The 15,076-nt window shown below is 67.1% G+C and carries 13 protein-coding genes and 1 tRNA gene; 7 read left to right on the forward strand and 7 right to left on the reverse strand.

From position 1 onward, the window contains the following. Positions 1-1,173 precede the first annotated feature (1,173 nt). Complete coding sequence (locus ACZ4VT_RS02530; RefSeq protein ID WP_467945934.1) at positions 1,174-1,683, reverse strand: GntR family transcriptional regulator; 510 nt, start codon at positions 1,681-1,683, stop codon at positions 1,174-1,176. 170 nt (positions 1,684-1,853) lie between these two features. Between ACZ4VT_RS02530 and ACZ4VT_RS02535 the strand changes: the two genes are divergently transcribed. From ACZ4VT_RS02535 to ACZ4VT_RS02565, 7 genes are all read left to right on the forward strand, one after another. After that, the gene (locus ACZ4VT_RS02535) at positions 1,854-2,222 is read left to right on the forward strand and encodes an SCO3933 family regulatory protein (protein WP_467945936.1); all 369 of its coding nucleotides are present in this window, start codon (positions 1,854-1,856) and stop codon (positions 2,220-2,222) included. Positions 2,223-2,343: 121 nt separating this feature from the next. After that, positions 2,344-3,765, forward strand: a complete 1,422-nt coding sequence (locus ACZ4VT_RS02540) for an FtsK/SpoIIIE domain-containing protein (RefSeq protein ID WP_467945938.1) — start codon at positions 2,344-2,346, stop codon at positions 3,763-3,765. A 13-nt stretch (positions 3,766-3,778) separates the two neighbouring features. Further along, a complete protein-coding gene (locus ACZ4VT_RS02545; protein WP_467945939.1) occupies positions 3,779-3,955 on the forward strand; it encodes a hypothetical protein in 177 nt (58 codons plus the stop codon). 51 nt (positions 3,956-4,006) lie between these two features. Further along, positions 4,007-4,723, forward strand: coding sequence for a DUF2637 domain-containing protein (locus ACZ4VT_RS02550; protein WP_467945941.1), 717 nt, complete (start codon positions 4,007-4,009; stop codon positions 4,721-4,723). Between the two features lie 135 nt (positions 4,724-4,858). Continuing rightward, positions 4,859-6,328 (forward strand): replication initiator, encoded by a 1,470-nt coding sequence (locus tag ACZ4VT_RS02555; RefSeq protein ID WP_467945943.1) that lies wholly within the window; start codon positions 4,859-4,861, stop codon positions 6,326-6,328. A 20-nt stretch (positions 6,329-6,348) separates the two neighbouring features. Continuing rightward, the gene (locus ACZ4VT_RS02560) at positions 6,349-6,522 is read left to right on the forward strand and encodes a helix-turn-helix transcriptional regulator (protein WP_150261958.1); all 174 of its coding nucleotides are present in this window, start codon (positions 6,349-6,351) and stop codon (positions 6,520-6,522) included. After that, complete coding sequence (locus ACZ4VT_RS02565; RefSeq protein ID WP_467945944.1) at positions 6,516-7,904, forward strand: tyrosine-type recombinase/integrase; 1,389 nt, start codon at positions 6,516-6,518, stop codon at positions 7,902-7,904. Before ACZ4VT_RS02560 ends, ACZ4VT_RS02565 begins: the two co-directional genes overlap by 7 nt. Positions 7,905-8,328: 424 nt before the next feature. Here ACZ4VT_RS02565 and ACZ4VT_RS02570 read toward each other — a convergent pair whose 3' ends face one another. The 6 genes from ACZ4VT_RS02570 to ACZ4VT_RS02595 all read right to left on the reverse strand — a co-directional run bounded on the left by ACZ4VT_RS02570 (position 8,329) and on the right by ACZ4VT_RS02595 (position 15,076). Further along, positions 8,329-10,851, reverse strand: coding sequence for an ATP-binding protein (locus ACZ4VT_RS02570; protein WP_467945946.1), 2,523 nt, complete (start codon positions 10,849-10,851; stop codon positions 8,329-8,331). Between the two features lie 263 nt (positions 10,852-11,114). Next, positions 11,115-11,201, reverse strand: a tRNA-Ser gene (locus ACZ4VT_RS02575). 129 nt (positions 11,202-11,330) lie between these two features. Beyond that, entirely contained in the window at positions 11,331-12,278 is a 948-nt protein-coding gene (locus ACZ4VT_RS02580) for a trypsin-like serine peptidase (RefSeq protein WP_467945948.1), read from the reverse strand. Between the two features lie 218 nt (positions 12,279-12,496). After that, positions 12,497-13,543 (reverse strand): YeiH family protein, encoded by a 1,047-nt coding sequence (locus ACZ4VT_RS02585; protein WP_467945950.1) that lies wholly within the window; start codon positions 13,541-13,543, stop codon positions 12,497-12,499. After that, entirely contained in the window at positions 13,543-14,091 is a 549-nt protein-coding gene (locus tag ACZ4VT_RS02590; protein WP_362802702.1) for a cysteine dioxygenase family protein, read from the reverse strand. The genes ACZ4VT_RS02585 and ACZ4VT_RS02590 overlap by 1 nt, the downstream gene beginning before the upstream one ends. Before the next feature lie 79 nt (positions 14,092-14,170). Beyond that, on the reverse strand, positions 14,171-15,076 hold the full coding sequence (locus tag ACZ4VT_RS02595; RefSeq protein ID WP_467945951.1) for a LysR family transcriptional regulator: 906 nt from the start codon (positions 15,074-15,076) through the stop codon (positions 14,171-14,173).

Consider the following 15,076-nt stretch of genomic DNA (forward strand, 5'->3'; position numbering starts at 1 on the left):
GGCGGTGGGGGGGGGGGGGGTGGGGGGGTGGGGGGGGGGGGGGGGCCGCGCCCCCCCCCCCCCCCCCCCCCCCCCCCCCCCCCCCCCCCCGCGGCCCGCGTCAGCGGGCCGCCTTGATCCAGTAAAGAAACTTTGGACAGCTCACCCCGTCGGCCGCTTCGGCCGGTAGGAAGTGGGCTGTTTTGCCATGCAGTGCCGGATCCATCAGCGTAAACGTTCTTTCATCCGATCTGGCATGGTCTGTTCGCGAGATCGCTCTCCCTTGTCCACAGGGTCCGCGTGTTTGGCTCTCCTCACGCGAAGTTGTCCACAGGTTGCGCCTGGCCGGGCTTCCTCGTGCTGCGCCCGGGGCGGTCCTGACTCCGGGAATGCGGGGACGGCAGGAAAGGGGTGGCGATGTGCGTTTCGAGGGGGTGTCCGCTTTCGCTGATTGCGTGCGGCTCGCGCCGGAGGCTCCGGGGCCATGCACACGAAAAGCGAGAATGTGACCCACGCCACACCTTTGCGATGCCACGAGCGGCGGATGCGGCTGCCGATCACCGGTTGCCCAAACCGGAATTCTCCGGACCCCTGCCACCAGCCGAAGGGACTACGAGCCGAGTGGAGGGGATATGTGATGGGCGTCATACCAACAAATTTGGGGGCGAGCGTCACACATTCCGCGACGCCGACACCTGTAGCAGATGACCGACCCGGTGCGTCTCGGGCGGCTCATATCAGGCGGGGGCGGGAGTTCGGAATTCCCGTGTTCTCCGGAGGATTGCCGGAGGGCTATGGCCTGGGAAGCGGAGGTGGTGGGAGTTGAGAGCGTCGGCGCTCGATGCCGGTCACAGCAGCAGGCGGCTTCCCGTGGAGCGAAACGGTCCTGCGGTACTGCGGCCCGCACGGCGGGAAGTGGCGAGGGATTTTGGCGGCCTGTCCCGCCCGGCGGGTTGCGGGGTTGCGGTCAGACGTCCGGCCTCAGCAGGCTTCCAGGGCAAAGGGCCGAGTGGCGTGCGGGTACGTCGCCAGGGCCAGCCACTGGGGAATGCGGCGGGGCGACACGAAAGAACGGTACGGCGATGGGCGGGGAAACGATGAGCGAGTCCGAGATAGCTGCGCTGGATGCGGGCCTGACGCGGCTGGCCGCGCAGATAGCCGAACTGGATGCAGCGATGCGCCGTGCGGCCGCAGCTATTCGGAGTCTTTCCGCGGCTCAAGCTCCGCGATCCGCTGCTGAATCCGAAGCATGACATCGGTCATGGCGGTGACGGTTCCGCTCAGCTCCTGGATGGCTTGAGCGAGGACATTGAACTCGTCGCTGTGAAGCGGGCCGGGAGTGAGGTCGATTCGGTCGGCCTCCCCCGCTTGCCGCCCTGACGGGGCCTCACCGCCGGCGGCCTCCGTAGAACCGGGCTCGACAAACTCGCGGACGAACTCTGAGTCCGAAGCCTCCGGGGCGGCCATGGGGGCGTTGCGCACGAAGCTGCCCCTGCCCTGCACCGAGTAGACGAGCCCCTCGTTCTTGAGCAGTCGCAGCGCGTTCTGCACGGTCGAGCTGGCGACGCCGTATCGCTCCTGGAGTGCACGGGCGGAGGGGAGCTTGTCTCCGGGCTTCAGCCGGCCGCTGCGGATGTCCTGGCGCAGTAGCTCTGCGGCCTGGATGTAAGGCGGCCGGTCGTCCTTCTCGAAGTCCAGTGTCATGCCCGCAGAATACGGCGCCTCCCTTTCTGTGCGATACAGCGGCGCACCCTCGCTCCACGTGTGTGCGACTCTCTCGACCGTGCGAGTGTTGCGGGCGTGCGAGTGTGCGGCTATGGTTTTGGTGTGGCCGGATCACCGGTCGCAGCCCCTACCGAAAGGGCCTATTTCCCATGGCCAGGACCACTCTCCGCGTGCACGTGCTCGACACCACGAACGTCATGACCGGCACGCCGCCGGTGCCGAAGTGGAAGAACCAGGAGACCGGTGAGCGTGCGGTGGACCGGGAGACCGGTGAGCCGCTGTTCACGGTGACGCTCTTCCTGATGGAGGACGACCGTGCCGAGACGATGAAGGTGACCGTCCCGCAGTCGGGCCTGCCGAACGGCCTGCACCCGGGCCGGTTCGTCCGTCCGGTCAACCTCTTCGCGACCCCGTGGGCGCGGATCTTCAACGACCAGCTTCAGGACGGCGTCGCCTACCGCTGCGAGTCCCTGACGCTCGCCGACGCCCCGACGATGCCGGACGACATCGCCGCGTGATCCGGCCAGACCGCAACGGCGGCTGCTGCTTCCCCCGCTTCCCAAGGCGTTGGTGGCCGCCGTTGTGGTCCAGGCGGGAGGCCCCCGCCCCATTCGAACTCTCTGTTGAAGGAAGCTGCTGATGGAAGAACTGAACGAAGCCTCACGCTGGCTCAACGTCGTGGTGTGGCTCGGCCTCGGTCTGATCGCCCTGTGGGCCGTCGTGTGGGTGGTCCGCTACCTCAAGGCTTCGCCGATGGAGCGGGTCAGCATCCGGCAGGCGGTGAGGATCCGGCGGGGCTGGAAGCGGCTGGCGCAGATGTGCGGGCTGTCGGTCACGGACAAGATGCCCACCGCGCTCGCCTCCCTCGCCAACACCGACGGCAAGAGCCAGCCCAAGCCGCGGATCCTGGTCCCGGCCCTCAAGGTCATTCCGGACGCCTTCGGAGTGATGGCGTGGGCGAACTGCCTGCCGAAGGTGGGCCTGGCAGAGTTCCAGAAGGCCGCGCCCTACCTCGCGGATGCCTGGCACATGACGCGCGTGTCCGTGCTGCCGGGGGACAAGCCCGGACAGGTCATGCTGCGCGGGGTGCGCGTGGACCCTCTCGTCACCCTCACCACCCACGTTCCTACCGGCTGCCCTCCGGAGGAGTACGCGAAGTGGGAACTGGGAGTGGACGAGTTCGGCATGCCCGTCTTCGTGCCCCTGAAGGAAGTGCCCGGGGTCACGATCGGCGGACTGCCCGGGTTCGGCAAGACCTCATGCGTGAACCGGCTGGTGTGCGACTGGGCACCCTCGCCGGCCATCCAGTTCGTCTTCTTCGACGGGAAGGTCTCCCACGCCTACGAGGGTGACTACGCCGACCTCGTGCAGCGGGCGTTCGAGTTCTGCGGGGACGACCTCGAGGAGGCGAACAAGAAGCTGAAGGACCTGGTACAGCTGCGCCGCGTCCGCTCCGCATCCATCCGCCGCGTGCTGGGCGTGAAGAACATGTGGCACGTCGGGCCCTCGATTGATTGGCCGCTGGTCGTCATCGTCATCGACGAGGCCCACACCTACTTCCGCGACCACAAGGGCTCCGACCCCGCCACCAAGCGGCTCGCCGCACTCGCGGCGGAGAACGCCCGCTTGGTGGAAGACCTGGTGAAGAAGGGCCGCTCTGTCGGCCTGCTGACCCTGCTGACCACGCAGAAAACCACCGGAGATGCCATCCCCACCTTCATCCGCGACGTGTGCCCGGTCGGCCTGTCCTTCGCGCAGAAGACCGCTGACGCCGCCGTGGCAGCCCTCGGCGACGACATCCGCGAGTGGCCCGACGCAAGCCCCGTCACCCTCCAGGACCCCGCATACGTCGGTGTGGCGGTCATGTCCCAGCACGGGCGCCCCGGCTTCATCCGCATCCGTACCCCTTACGTCTCCGACGAGGCCGCCGCCCGCGTCGCCGAAGCCACCTCCCACCTGGTGCGCCACCCCGCCCGACTCCTGGAAGACCTCACCAGCCGCACAGTCGTGGACCTGTCCAAGGAGAACGAGGACCCTGAGCCCCCGGCAATGGCGGCCTGATATGCGCCCCCACATGAGAAGGATCTACATCCGGGCCATGCGCCGGGCGATCACCGCCGGGAACCTCGACCTGGCCTGTCGGATTGGAATCGGCGCGTACCGGATCGCCAACGCCCACGAACGCCGAGTCCTTGAGACCTACCTCGGCCCGAATGCCGCCCGTCTGGCCGGCCTCGCACCCGACAGCTGACCGGCCGCTCCTCTGCCCCGACTCGACCTGTGAAAGGAGGTGAAACCTCTCATGTCAGAAGACCGGATTACTCAGCGCACAGTCACCGTGGTCATGGCGGTCATCGCCCTGCTGGCCTTCGTGTTCTCCTTCGGCAACGTCTGGTCCCTGGCCCTGCGCCTGGGCATCCCCGACCCGATCGCCCCCTTGATCGCGCCCATGGTGGACCTGTCCGTCCTCGGCCTCCTGGTCGCCCTGCGCTATCTCTCCCTGCGCGGGGTCCCGGCCGAAGACCTCACCGCGGCGACGCGCTTGATGCACACCTCCGGCTTCTTCACTCTCGCTCTCAACATTGCCGAGCCCGTCATCGCCGGGCACTACGGCCGCGCCTGCGTAGACGCCGTGGCCCCTCTGCTCCTGCTCGGCTGGGGCGCCGTCGGCCCCGCGCTCCTGCGCCACTTCCACGCCGTCGCCACCCCGGCCCCGGCCTCCGTACCCGCCGTGCCCATGGCCCCGGCTCCCGGGCCAACCCCGGAAGCTGCACCCGAGCCCGCCCCGGAACCTGAACCCACCCCGGAGCCCGCTCCTGAATTGACGGCACCCCGGCCTTCCACCTTGGCTCCGGCTCCGGCGGTAAAGGTGGCCCCGGCGCTGCTGGACGCCGCCCGCGAAATCGCCGATGCCTACCACTCGGTAAACGGTCAGGCGATCACCGTGCCCCAGCTCAAGGCCCGCCTCGGCGTCAGCCTCCCGCTGGCCACCGCCGCACACGCTGCCCTGTCGGCCTGACCCACCTTCCGCCGGCCTTCCGGCTCTTCCCCTCCTGGCCCCTTGGGCCTGGTCCGTCATGCCCCCGGGCAGCACCACACCCGCCTTCTGGGTGCTGCCCGGGCCTCTCCACCAGCGGAAAGGATCCTCCTGCCGATGCCCCGCAACCTCGACCTGCGGCACGTGATCAGCCCCGCTGTCCGGGACTTGATCGAACTGGCCAACCTCGACAACTTCGACCGCACCCGCGACCAGATCACCCGCCTGCGCGGCTGCACCCACCCCGTCAACCTCGTCGGCCACACCCACACCCACAACGCCGCCACCGGCGAAACGATCCGCTCGTACTCCACCAGTGACGAGCCCACCGGACGGCTCCTGACCACCTGCGGCAACCGCCGCGCCTCCCGCTGCCCCGCCTGCTCCCGCACCTACGCCGCCGACACGTTCCACCTCGTCCGCGCCGGACTCTGCGGCGGCAAGGACGTCCCCGAGACCGTCCGCACCCACCCCCGCGTCTTCCTCACCCTCACCGCCCCCTCCTTCGGCCCCGTCCACAACCGTCCCACCACCACGGACGGCAAGCCCCGCGCCTGCCGCTGCGGCGACCACCACCCCGACGACGCTCCCGAACTCGGCACACCCCTGGCCCCCAAGACGTACGACTACACCGGCGCCGTGCTCTGGAACGCCCACGCCGGAGCCCTGTGGGCACGCTTCACCGTCAACCTCCGCCGCGCCTTGGCCGCACACTTCGGCATCACGCAGAAGGACATGAAACAGGCCCTGCGCGTCTCCTTCGCCAAGGTCGCCGAGTACCAAAAGCGGGGCCTGGTCCACTTCCACGCCATCGTCCGCATCGACGGGATGGACGGCCACACCAGCGCCCCGCCGGCCTGGGCAGGCGTAGACGACCTCACGCACGCCATCCGCACCGCCGTCCCCCGCACCGCCCTCACTGTCTCCTCCGACACCGTGGGAGACCAGGAGGTCCGTTGGGGCGCCATGCTCGACGTGCGGGAGATCACCGCGCTGGGGGACGGTGAACTCACCGACGCGGCCGTGGCCGGGTACGTCGCCAAGTACGCCACCAAGAGCGCCGAGGACTCCGGCACCGTGGACCGCTCCTTGGTCTGCCGGACGTGTTCCGGCCGGGGGACTGTCGGGGGCCGGTTGAAGGATCTCTGCCCCGACTGCGAAGGCACCCGCCAGGCCGAGCCCCTCCGGGAACTGCCCGTGCACCGGCACGTTCGGCAGATGATCCGCACCGCCTGGGACCTGGGCGGCCTGCCCGAATTCGCGGACCTCAAGCTCTGCAAGTGGGCCCACATGCTCGGCTTCCGCGGCCACTTCTCCACCAAGTCCCGCGCCTACTCCACCACCCTCGGCGCTCTCCGCGACGTTCGCCGTGCCTGGCGCCTCGCCCAGGCCGACGCCACCCGCGCCCGCGCCGGCCACCCCTCACCCAGCCCGGACACCGTGCTCGTCACGGAGTCCTCGTGGACATACCTCGCCTCCGGCTACCGCCCTGGCGAAGAACTCCTCGCCGCTCAGACCCGCCACGACATCAACCAGAACCGCGCCGACAAGGAACGGGCCAAGACCGAAGGGGAGGTTTGGCAGTGACCGCCGCACCGACCACCCGCATGCTGACCATGGTGGAAGCGTTGGCAGAGCTGCGCATGTCGCGGGCCGCCTTCTACCGGCTACGCGCTCGCGGGAACGCGCCCCGCTGCCTCAAGCTTCCCAACGGGCAGATCCGCATTCGCCGTGCCGATCTCGACGCGTGGTTCGAGGGCTGCGAGGTGCCCGCGTGCTGACGTACGACGTGCAGATCTGGGGCATCCGCAAGCGCCCCGACCGCGCCGCTGCCTATCAGTTGCGCTGGCGGGTCGGCGTGCAGCCGTTCTCGAAGAGCTACAAGATCAAGGCTCAGGCGGACGGCCGACGCTCCGAGCTGCTGGCCGCGCTGCGCAAGCGCGAGCAGTTCGACACCGAGACCGGTTTGCCGGCCTCCGAGGTACAGGCGGCCCGGTCCCCCACCTGGTTCGCACACGCCCGGGAGTACGTGGCGATGAAGTGGCCGAACGCTTCGGCCAAGCACCGCGCGAGCATCGCGGACGCGCTCGCCACAGTCACCCCGCGCCTGGTGAAGGACAACCGCGGTGCCCCCGCTCCCCAGGTCCTGCGGACCGCCCTCTACTCCTGGGCCTTCCGCCTCGTCCTCGACCAGGACGGCGAACTCGTGGCCCGGATGGACGCCGAGAAAGCACCCGAAGCCATCGTGGCAGCCCTCGACTGGATCGGTCGCAAGTCCGTGGACATCTCATCCCTGAACACGCCGACGGTCGTGCGGTCGGCCCTGGACGCGCTCGCCCGCAAGATGGACGGGACCGCTGCGGCGGACAACACGGTGAACCGGAAGGTGCCCGTGTTCAGCAACTGCCTGCGCTACGCCGTCGAGGTGGACCGCCTGCCTTCTCTGCCCCTGACCAAGGTGGACTGGACGCCGCCCGAGACGGATGACGAGATCGACTTCCGCTACGTCCCCGGCCCGGCACTGGCTCGAAAACTGATCGACGCCGTGGGCGAGCAGAATGACCGTGGTCGGCACCTCAAGGCGTTCTTCGGGTGTCTCTACTACGCGGCCACCCGCCCCGGCGAAGCCGTGGGCCTCCGCGCATCGGACTTCACCCTGCCCGAGGAAGGCTGGGGCGAAGTCGTCCTGTCGTCCAGCTCCCCGCGCGTGGGCTCCGGCTGGACCGACTCGGGGGAGTCCTACGACTCCCGGGGCCTCAAGAAGCGTGCCCGGAAGGCCACCCGCGAGGTACCGATCCCGCCGGTCCTGGTCCGTCTGATCCGCGACCACATCAGGGAGTTCGGCACGGCCGAGGACGGCCGACTCTTCCGTGCAGCCCGCGGCGGCGGCCTCTTGAGCAAGGAGTACGGCGAGATCTGGAAAGCTGCTCGCCGGGCCGTCCTCACCCAGCAGGAAGTCAAGACGCCACTGGCCGAGGTCCCCTACGGCCTGCGCGCCGCGTGCGTCTCACTCTGGCTGGAGTCCGGCGTCTCCCCGGCCGAGGTCGCCCGCCGCGCCGGCCACAGCATCGCCGTGCTGTTCCGCTTTTACGCGAAGGCTCTTCACGGCGGCCAGGACGCGACGAACGAAAAGATTGAATCAGCACTGCGGCGAGCTGAGTAGGTCGCTTCTGAAACAAGCCAACCGGATACCTCTATCCCGAGTAAGAGTCAGACGCAGACTCCGGCGCACCACCCTGGGCCGGCAATGTAGACGCCGCGAACAGTGATTCCAGCTTCTCAACCACAGCGGCCCATTCCTCCAAAATTACAGGCGCCGCATTGAGCAATCCAGATCGCCCATGCAAAATATCGGACGATTTCCGATAGACGTGTCTCGCCAGCCTAATAAGACCGTGGACCTCCATGTAGCGATCTGGCGAGACCAGGCCAAGCACGTACGACAAGTGGGTATCTGCCTGATGCGGCCGCGTCGCAATTTTTTCTGGCTGGCAGACTGCGGCGTGGGCGTCATAAGCAATGCGTTCGATGCGGAGCCTGAGCTCTAGAACCCTGATTCTCCGCTGGGTGAGATCCGATACCTCCATCTAGAAATCCCACTCCCCGAGTACCGAGCAGGCTTCCAAGCCTGCCTGGATCTCGCGACCGAGGTCGGCTTTCTTGATTTCACCATTCCCGTGGGCCGCATTGTTCCAGTTGTTCAGGTGGTGACTACATGCTTGTTTAGCCCGAACAACGGGATGATCCACTCCCGCATCGAGTGCGATAATACCGGCGGCCGCCTCCATCCTGCTTTGCGTTGTCATACTCGCATCAAGAGTTGAGATAGAGCGGGAAACACTCACGCCAACTTTCAACGAGTATTTGACGACGCACTGATGCAGTGCATTATCCAACGCTTGCCGCAAAAGCCCTCGAATGATCTGGACTTCGGTGAGATATCCGGTAGGCGACGCCTTGGGCGAGTACTGCCAGACAGCCTTGGCGTCCTCAATAAGTACGCGCCAGAGTTCATCTGTTGCTTCCAACCCCAATGCACCCTTTACGGCGTCACGGGTTATCGCCCAAGCCTCACACAGAGGGCTCCGCGCCAAGAGGTGCTCCTTGAGCCTTTCGTCGTGAGTTAGGACAATCACTCGCCTGGTACGCCCCAGGTCGGCAATAACTGCCGCAAGCCGATCAACCCGAACTTCATCAAATGAATGGACCGGGTCATCCAACACAAGGAACCCAAATGGGCCGAACTCTGCCGTGGCAAATAGTGGGGCGAGAAGAAACGCGTTCCTCTGACCTGCACTCAACATGGCCAGGGCAATTTTCTGCCCATCCAGCCCGTGTACTTCTATCTCAGCACGTGTCCGACTGAGATTTACCGACTCCAGGACGATGCCGGCATCCTCCAGTAGCCGCGACACCTGGATTCCAGCTTTTCCTTCAAACTGGGACGTCCTCGTCTTACGCAGCCGATCGGCAAGATTCGTGATGCAGTCGCGCGTTGCCTCCCAGAGCCCGGCCGACGAGGCCATTTCGTGCTCCGTCTCCCATATAGCGACGTACGAATCAACCTCTGCACGCCTGCGCAGGCGCCACTGACGAGTCAGGTCACTGAGCTCGATCGCACTCCCTGCACACTTCTCCCACTCACTGCGGGCCGTGATTTCTCGCAGCGACAGAAAGGCCAAAATCACCTCAGGCGCCGGCTGAGTACCATGATGATCGAAGGAAATCGTGAGCGCCGAGTACTTCAGCCGCAGATCCGTCAGGAACTCGTTCCCGATATAGCTTTCATCCTGGCTCAGCACTTCAAGTACCAGCCCGATCTCCAAAGAGGAGGAGCGGAGAGACTGGAGAGCGCGGTTAACCGCGGCCCGCTTGGGTCCATACGATTCCACGCTAGAAAGATTCACGCCGAGCCTGTCAACCCAGTCTGCACTCTCGCTGTCGCACACCGGACAGAAGTATCCAGGATCGGTTACCTGCTCAACTTCAGAACGGAGGGAGGTAAGAGAGTTCGCAAGCCTGTGGTGCAAACCCACGTGGCTTCCATGAAGCAGTTCCAACGCAGCGTCAACATTGCGCATATCTTCGGCTACGGCGTTGACGCCTTCACGCGTGACCTGTGGAAGGTGCGCACCCCTGCCTGACAGACCATTTTCTGCGAGCCAGTGCTTCATATCAGTCACGGTCTCGGACCATGAGATCTCTTCAACGAACTGGGACGAGTCACGCTCACGAAACTCTCGATCTACCCGCTCAATACCCACCTTGGCGCTTTTGAGCGCTGCTGCGAGCTTCTTACGACTGTTGGACGCCGCTTCACTCAGCTCAAGAACTCGACGGTCCAGAAAATCGAAGCAACCGCCCAAGGCCAGAAGGTTTTCGATATATTTCTGGAGATCCTCATGCTTCTGCACACGACGTTCTACGTCAGCGTACGAGAATACTGGCGGATGCCCCTCCATGGCATAGCGCCATGGAGTTGAGGAAATATCGACCACCTCAATCTCCCCGACCTCATTTCGTCGAATGGATTCGACTTCATGAACCGCCCCATCTTTACCTAGATGGCTAGTGAGAGTGAGCGACTCTTCCCCTCGCATCAGCTCAATCTGCACGCGAGCTTTATCGCTGTCTCGCGCGCAGTTTACCTTCTCCCATAGTGGAGACTTGCCGCTCCGCGCATTGCCTGGTGTTACGGCAGCCCACCAGTCAGATTTCCCAGACAGCGCCGCTCGAATTCCGTCAGAAATGCTTGATTTCCCGGATCCATTGGGGCCGTGAATGATAGTGACGCCAGGAGTGGGGTCGAACTGAAACGAGAACGGCTCTGTAACTCCCTGAAAGCCATCAATTTCCAGACTCGTAAGATGCCAGGGGTCCCCGTCAGTGGGGTCCCAAGCAGCAATTGACTCTCCGGCGATGCTCTCAACCTGGAGAAGTAGGTTGCCCCACGCGGCTCGCTTCTCAGCGCTCGTCGCGCGCGTCTTAGCAGCCTTGATTTCCGCTGCAAGGTCCTCGTAGGTCAACAAGCTCAGTTCGCTGCTAGGCGGCGTGTTCGACCGCTCATCACCATCGTTAGAGGTGGGTGCAAGGTGGTGATGAGGATCCATCGGTTCTCCCTGTGCCGCATGTTTCCGCTGCGGTTAGCGATGCTACCGATGCAACTACGTTCTGTGCGCGCCGTTTTGCTCGATTTGGGCGGCTTCACTTGTAGCGCGCCTGAGTCCGCACGCCGCTGGCATGGTCCACACCTGGTCCACACACCATGATCCAAAGCGGTACACGGGCGGGTCAGGGTGAGACAGGATCACATGACGAAGGGGTGCCCCTGGTCGGGACACCCCTTCTGATCAGCGCGTTGTCTGACCTGGTGCGGTGGGTGTGGGATTTGAACCCACGGTGACATCGCTGCCACGACGGTTTTCAAGACCGTTCCCTTAGGCCGCTCGGGCAACCCACCCTTGCCCCTGCCGACCAGCGGCGGAGCGGGTACAGAGTACCGGCTGGCGGGGCTGCTCGCGGCTCGGTTGATCCACCGTTGCCACTTGCCATGTGGGGAGCCCTGCTTTGCCGGGCTCCCCACAGAGCGTCAGGACGCCTGGGCCTTGTCGTAGGCCGCCTTCGCCTCGTTGCCGAAGTAGGGGCCGTACATCCGGTTCGGCAGGAAGGTGTAGCCGAAGCTGTTCACCGAGACCTGGGTGCCCAGGCCCGTGGCCTCGTTGAAGTCCTGGAACCAGGGGCCGCCGCTGGAGCCGCCGGTCATGTTGCAGGCCAGGCTGTGGTCCCGGGTCAGCAGGAAGTCCTTGCCGCTGTTGCCGCTGCAGTAGACGAGCTTCGTGCCGTCGTACGGGGCGGCGGCGGGGAAGCCGAAGGAGTACATCTTCTTGTTGTAGCCGCCGTTGAAGAGGATGCCCTGGGCGCCGACGGCCTGGCTGAGGGTCTGCCCGTTCAGCGGGGCGACGACGGCCAGGCCGACGTCCATGTTCATGTCCTCGCTCGCCGCCCACTGGTCGGTGGCGAAGGTCTTGGTGGCCGACCACTGGCCGTACGGCGCGGAGCCGTTGTTGTAGGCGGGAACGAAGACCCAGTTCGTGTGCCAGGCGCCCTGGTACTTCACGCAGTGGCCGGCCGTGATGACCGTGCTGCCGTTGGCGCTGGTCACCGAGTCCCCGGAGCAGGAGGCGGTCCGGCCACCCATCGTGAAGAAGACCCGGCCCGAGGTCTTCACGACCGCGCCGCCGCCCGTCCACGCGCCGCCCGCCTGCGGGAAGGCCGTGGGGGACGCGGCAGCCGTCGGGGCGATCCTGGTGGGCGCCGCCGGGGCGGCGACCGGGGTGCGGGTGGTGCCCGGGGCCGCCGTCACGTCGAGCGGGGTGGCGCTGCGCATCCGCTCAGCGGTCCAGAAGCCGGAGGTGTGCTGCTGTCGGAAGGACGCGGGGGCGTCCGCCGCGACCGAGGGGGTGGCCGCCGTCAGGACGCCCGCGACCAGGGCGCTCGCGGAGAGCAGGACGGATAAGGCCGTGCGGTGACGATTCACGCATGACTCCTTCTGCCGTGCCCGGTCCGGTGGAAGCCGGGCAGGGTGGGGGTGAAGAGCGGTCGGTGCGGATCGGCTGTGCCTGGTGCGGGGTGCCTGCGGTGCATGGTGCGGCCTTGCCGGGGCAGAGTGACACGGCCGCGCGTCAATGTCAGCGGCCAGTCAGAACGTTCGGTCGGTTCCGGCCAGGAAATGGCCAACTCTCCGCCGTTGCTCCGTCATACGGTGAACACCACGCCCGCGTACGAGACGCCGGCCACCACCACCCACGCCCCGAGTCCCAGTGCCGCCGCCCGACCCCCGGTCCGGGCCAGCGTCGGCAGGTGCACCGCGCTCCCCAGGCCGAACAGGGCCGCCGCCAGCAGTGCCTCCTGCGCGGTGTGCGCCCACTCCAGTGCTACGTCGGGCAGCGCGCCGGTGGCGCGCAGCGCGGCCGCGGCCAGGAAACCGGCCACGAACAGCGGAACCGGGGCCGGGCGGCGGCCCGAGGCCGTACGAACCCCGCGCCGCCGGGCCCGTACGGAGAAGGCCACGGCCGCCACCAGCGGGGCGAGCAGCGCCACCCGCATGAGCTTGACCAGCACCGCCTCGCCCAGGGCGTCCGGGCCCGCGGTCTGCGCGGTCGCCACCACCTGGCCGACGTCATGAACACCGGCGCCGACCCACCGGCCGAAGGCCGGATCGGAGAGTCCCAACGGACCCTGGAGGAGAGGGAGTACCGCGATGGCGAGGGTCCCGCACAGGGTGACCAGTGCCACCGACGCGGCCACGTCCTCCTCGTCGCTGCCCGACACCTCGCTCACCGCCCCGATCGCCGAGGCCCCGCAGATCGAGTACCCGGTGGCGATCAACAACGGCTGGTCCCCGGGAAGTCCGAGGCGCCGTCCGAGCCACACGGTTCCGAGGAAGGTGGCCGCGACCACCCCCACCACCATCGCCACCGTGGCCCACCCCAGCCGGAGCACCTGGTCCAGCCCCAGGCCGAGGCCGAGCAGGACGATGCCGATGCGCATCAGCCGCCGGCCTGCCAGGGAGAGGCCCGGGCGCGCGGTGCCGCGTACAAAAGTGCGCAGACCGGGAAGATGCGCCACCGCGATGCCCAGCACCACCGAGGCGGTCAGCATGGGTACGGCGGGCGCGACGCCGTGGATGCACCACGCGGCCAGTGCCCCGCCCGCCGCCATCGCCAACCCAGGCCAGGGGGTGGATGTTTCACGTGAAACATGCCGGACCGCCGCGCCGTGCGGGCGGTGGAGGAGGGCCATCAGTCGACGGGGAGTGTGTAGACGCGGCGGATGCTGGTTCCCAGCCGGGACACGTCGGCGCCGTAGACGTGCACGGATATCGCCTTGGTGTCACAGGAGTTGCGCACCTTGTGGATGTCACCGGGAGGAGCGAAGCCACAGACCTCGCCCTGGGCGTTGACCACGTCCTCGGTGGCCACCAGGCGGGCCGGGCCGACGCCCGGCGCCAGGCGGAAGCGGCGTTCGCTCTCCTCGCCCTGGTGCACCCCCGCCACGCACCACGACACGTGGTCGTGGATGCAGGTCTCCTGCCCGGGCAGCCACACCAGGGCCACCACCGAGAAGCTGCCGTCCGACTCGGCGTGCAGGATGTGCTGGCGGTACCGCTCCGGGTCGCCTTCCTGCTGCGCCGGCGCCAGGAGGTCGGGCGCGCCCAGGTGCGGGGCGAGCCTTTCACCCACCAGGTAGGCGGTGAGGTCGGGAGCCAGGCCCCGTTCCACGACCGTGCGGATCTCACTGACGAGGGCGGCCATCCTCGTGGTGGTGCGGGCCGGTGTGGTGGTGGTCATATCGGCAGCGTGCTGCCGTCGTTCCATCACGTCCAACGACAGTTATGACCTGAAATCCCAAGCGCCGGTTATGGGTTGATCAGCAACCGATCCGGTTCGCCGCCACCCGCTTCAGTGCGTCGAGCACCACGGCCGTCGCCGGAATCCTCAGGTGGTCCCGGTAGACGTAGGCGGCGATATGCCGGCGGGCGGCGGGCTGGAGCGCCCGCCCGCAGACCCGGTTCAGCGAGAGGGACGGCAGTACGAGCGCGGGCATCATCGCGACCCCCAGGCCCTGTGCGACCAGGCTCTGCACCACCAGGTTGTCGTCGGTGGCGAAGCGGATGTCGGGCACGAAGCCCAGCTCCGCGCACTCGTGCAGCAGGTTCGCCCGGCAGCGCGGACAGCCGGCGATCCAGCGTTCCTCGGCGAGGTCGGCCAGGTGCACGGCGCGGCGGCGGGCCAGCGGATGCCCTGTCGGGAGCAGCACCGTGAGCTGGTCCTCCAGCAGCCTGACCTCGGCGACCTCCTCCGGGATCTCCTCGTGCAGGCCCGGATAGGTGAAGGCCAGGGTGATGTCGCACTCCCCGCGCTCCAGCCGGCGCAGGGATTCCGGCGGCTCGCCCTCCAGCAGCTCCACCTGTACGCCCGGATGGTCCTTGGCCAGGCTGCTCAGGGCCTCCGGGACGAGGGTGACGTTGGCGCTGGGGAAGCCGCACAGCCTTACCCGCCCGGTGCGCAGGCGGGCGTACGCCCTCAGCTGGGCCTCGGCGGCGGAGAGGTTGCCGAGGATGGTCTCGGCGTGCCGGGAGAGTGACTCCCCCGCCTCGGTGAGCTGCATCTTTCGGCCCACGCGGGTGAACAGCGGGGTTCCGACGGCGCGTTCGAGCGCCTTCATCTGCTGGGTGATGGCGGGCTGGGTGTACCCCAGTACGCGGGCGGCCGCCGAGTACGACCCGGAGGCGACCACCGCGTGAAAGGTCCGTATGTGCCGAGAATCGAACAC

It is taken from the genome of Streptomyces sp. NPDC029164, assembly GCF_055563995.1.

Bases quoted from the DNA above. Each gene is read 5' to 3' on its own strand.
- ACZ4VT_RS02530 (WP_467945934.1), bottom strand. From the start codon at position 1,683: ATGACACTGGACTTCGAGAAGGACGACCGGCCGCCTTACATCCAGGCC.
- ACZ4VT_RS02535 (WP_467945936.1), top strand. From the start codon at position 1,854: ATGGCCAGGACCACTCTCCGCGTGCACGTGCTCGACACCACGAACGTC.
- ACZ4VT_RS02540 (WP_467945938.1), top strand. From the start codon at position 2,344: ATGGAAGAACTGAACGAAGCCTCACGCTGGCTCAACGTCGTGGTGTGG.
- ACZ4VT_RS02545 (WP_467945939.1), top strand. From the start codon at position 3,779: ATGAGAAGGATCTACATCCGGGCCATGCGCCGGGCGATCACCGCCGGG.
- ACZ4VT_RS02550 (WP_467945941.1), top strand. From the start codon at position 4,007: ATGTCAGAAGACCGGATTACTCAGCGCACAGTCACCGTGGTCATGGCG.
- ACZ4VT_RS02555 (WP_467945943.1), top strand. From the start codon at position 4,859: ATGCCCCGCAACCTCGACCTGCGGCACGTGATCAGCCCCGCTGTCCGG.
- ACZ4VT_RS02560 (WP_150261958.1), top strand. From the start codon at position 6,349: ATGCTGACCATGGTGGAAGCGTTGGCAGAGCTGCGCATGTCGCGGGCC.
- ACZ4VT_RS02570 (WP_467945946.1), bottom strand. From the start codon at position 10,851: ATGGATCCTCATCACCACCTTGCACCCACCTCTAACGATGGTGATGAG.
- ACZ4VT_RS02585 (WP_467945950.1), bottom strand. From the start codon at position 13,543: ATGGCCCTCCTCCACCGCCCGCACGGCGCGGCGGTCCGGCATGTTTCA.
- ACZ4VT_RS02590 (WP_362802702.1), bottom strand. From the start codon at position 14,091: ATGACCACCACCACACCGGCCCGCACCACCACGAGGATGGCCGCCCTC.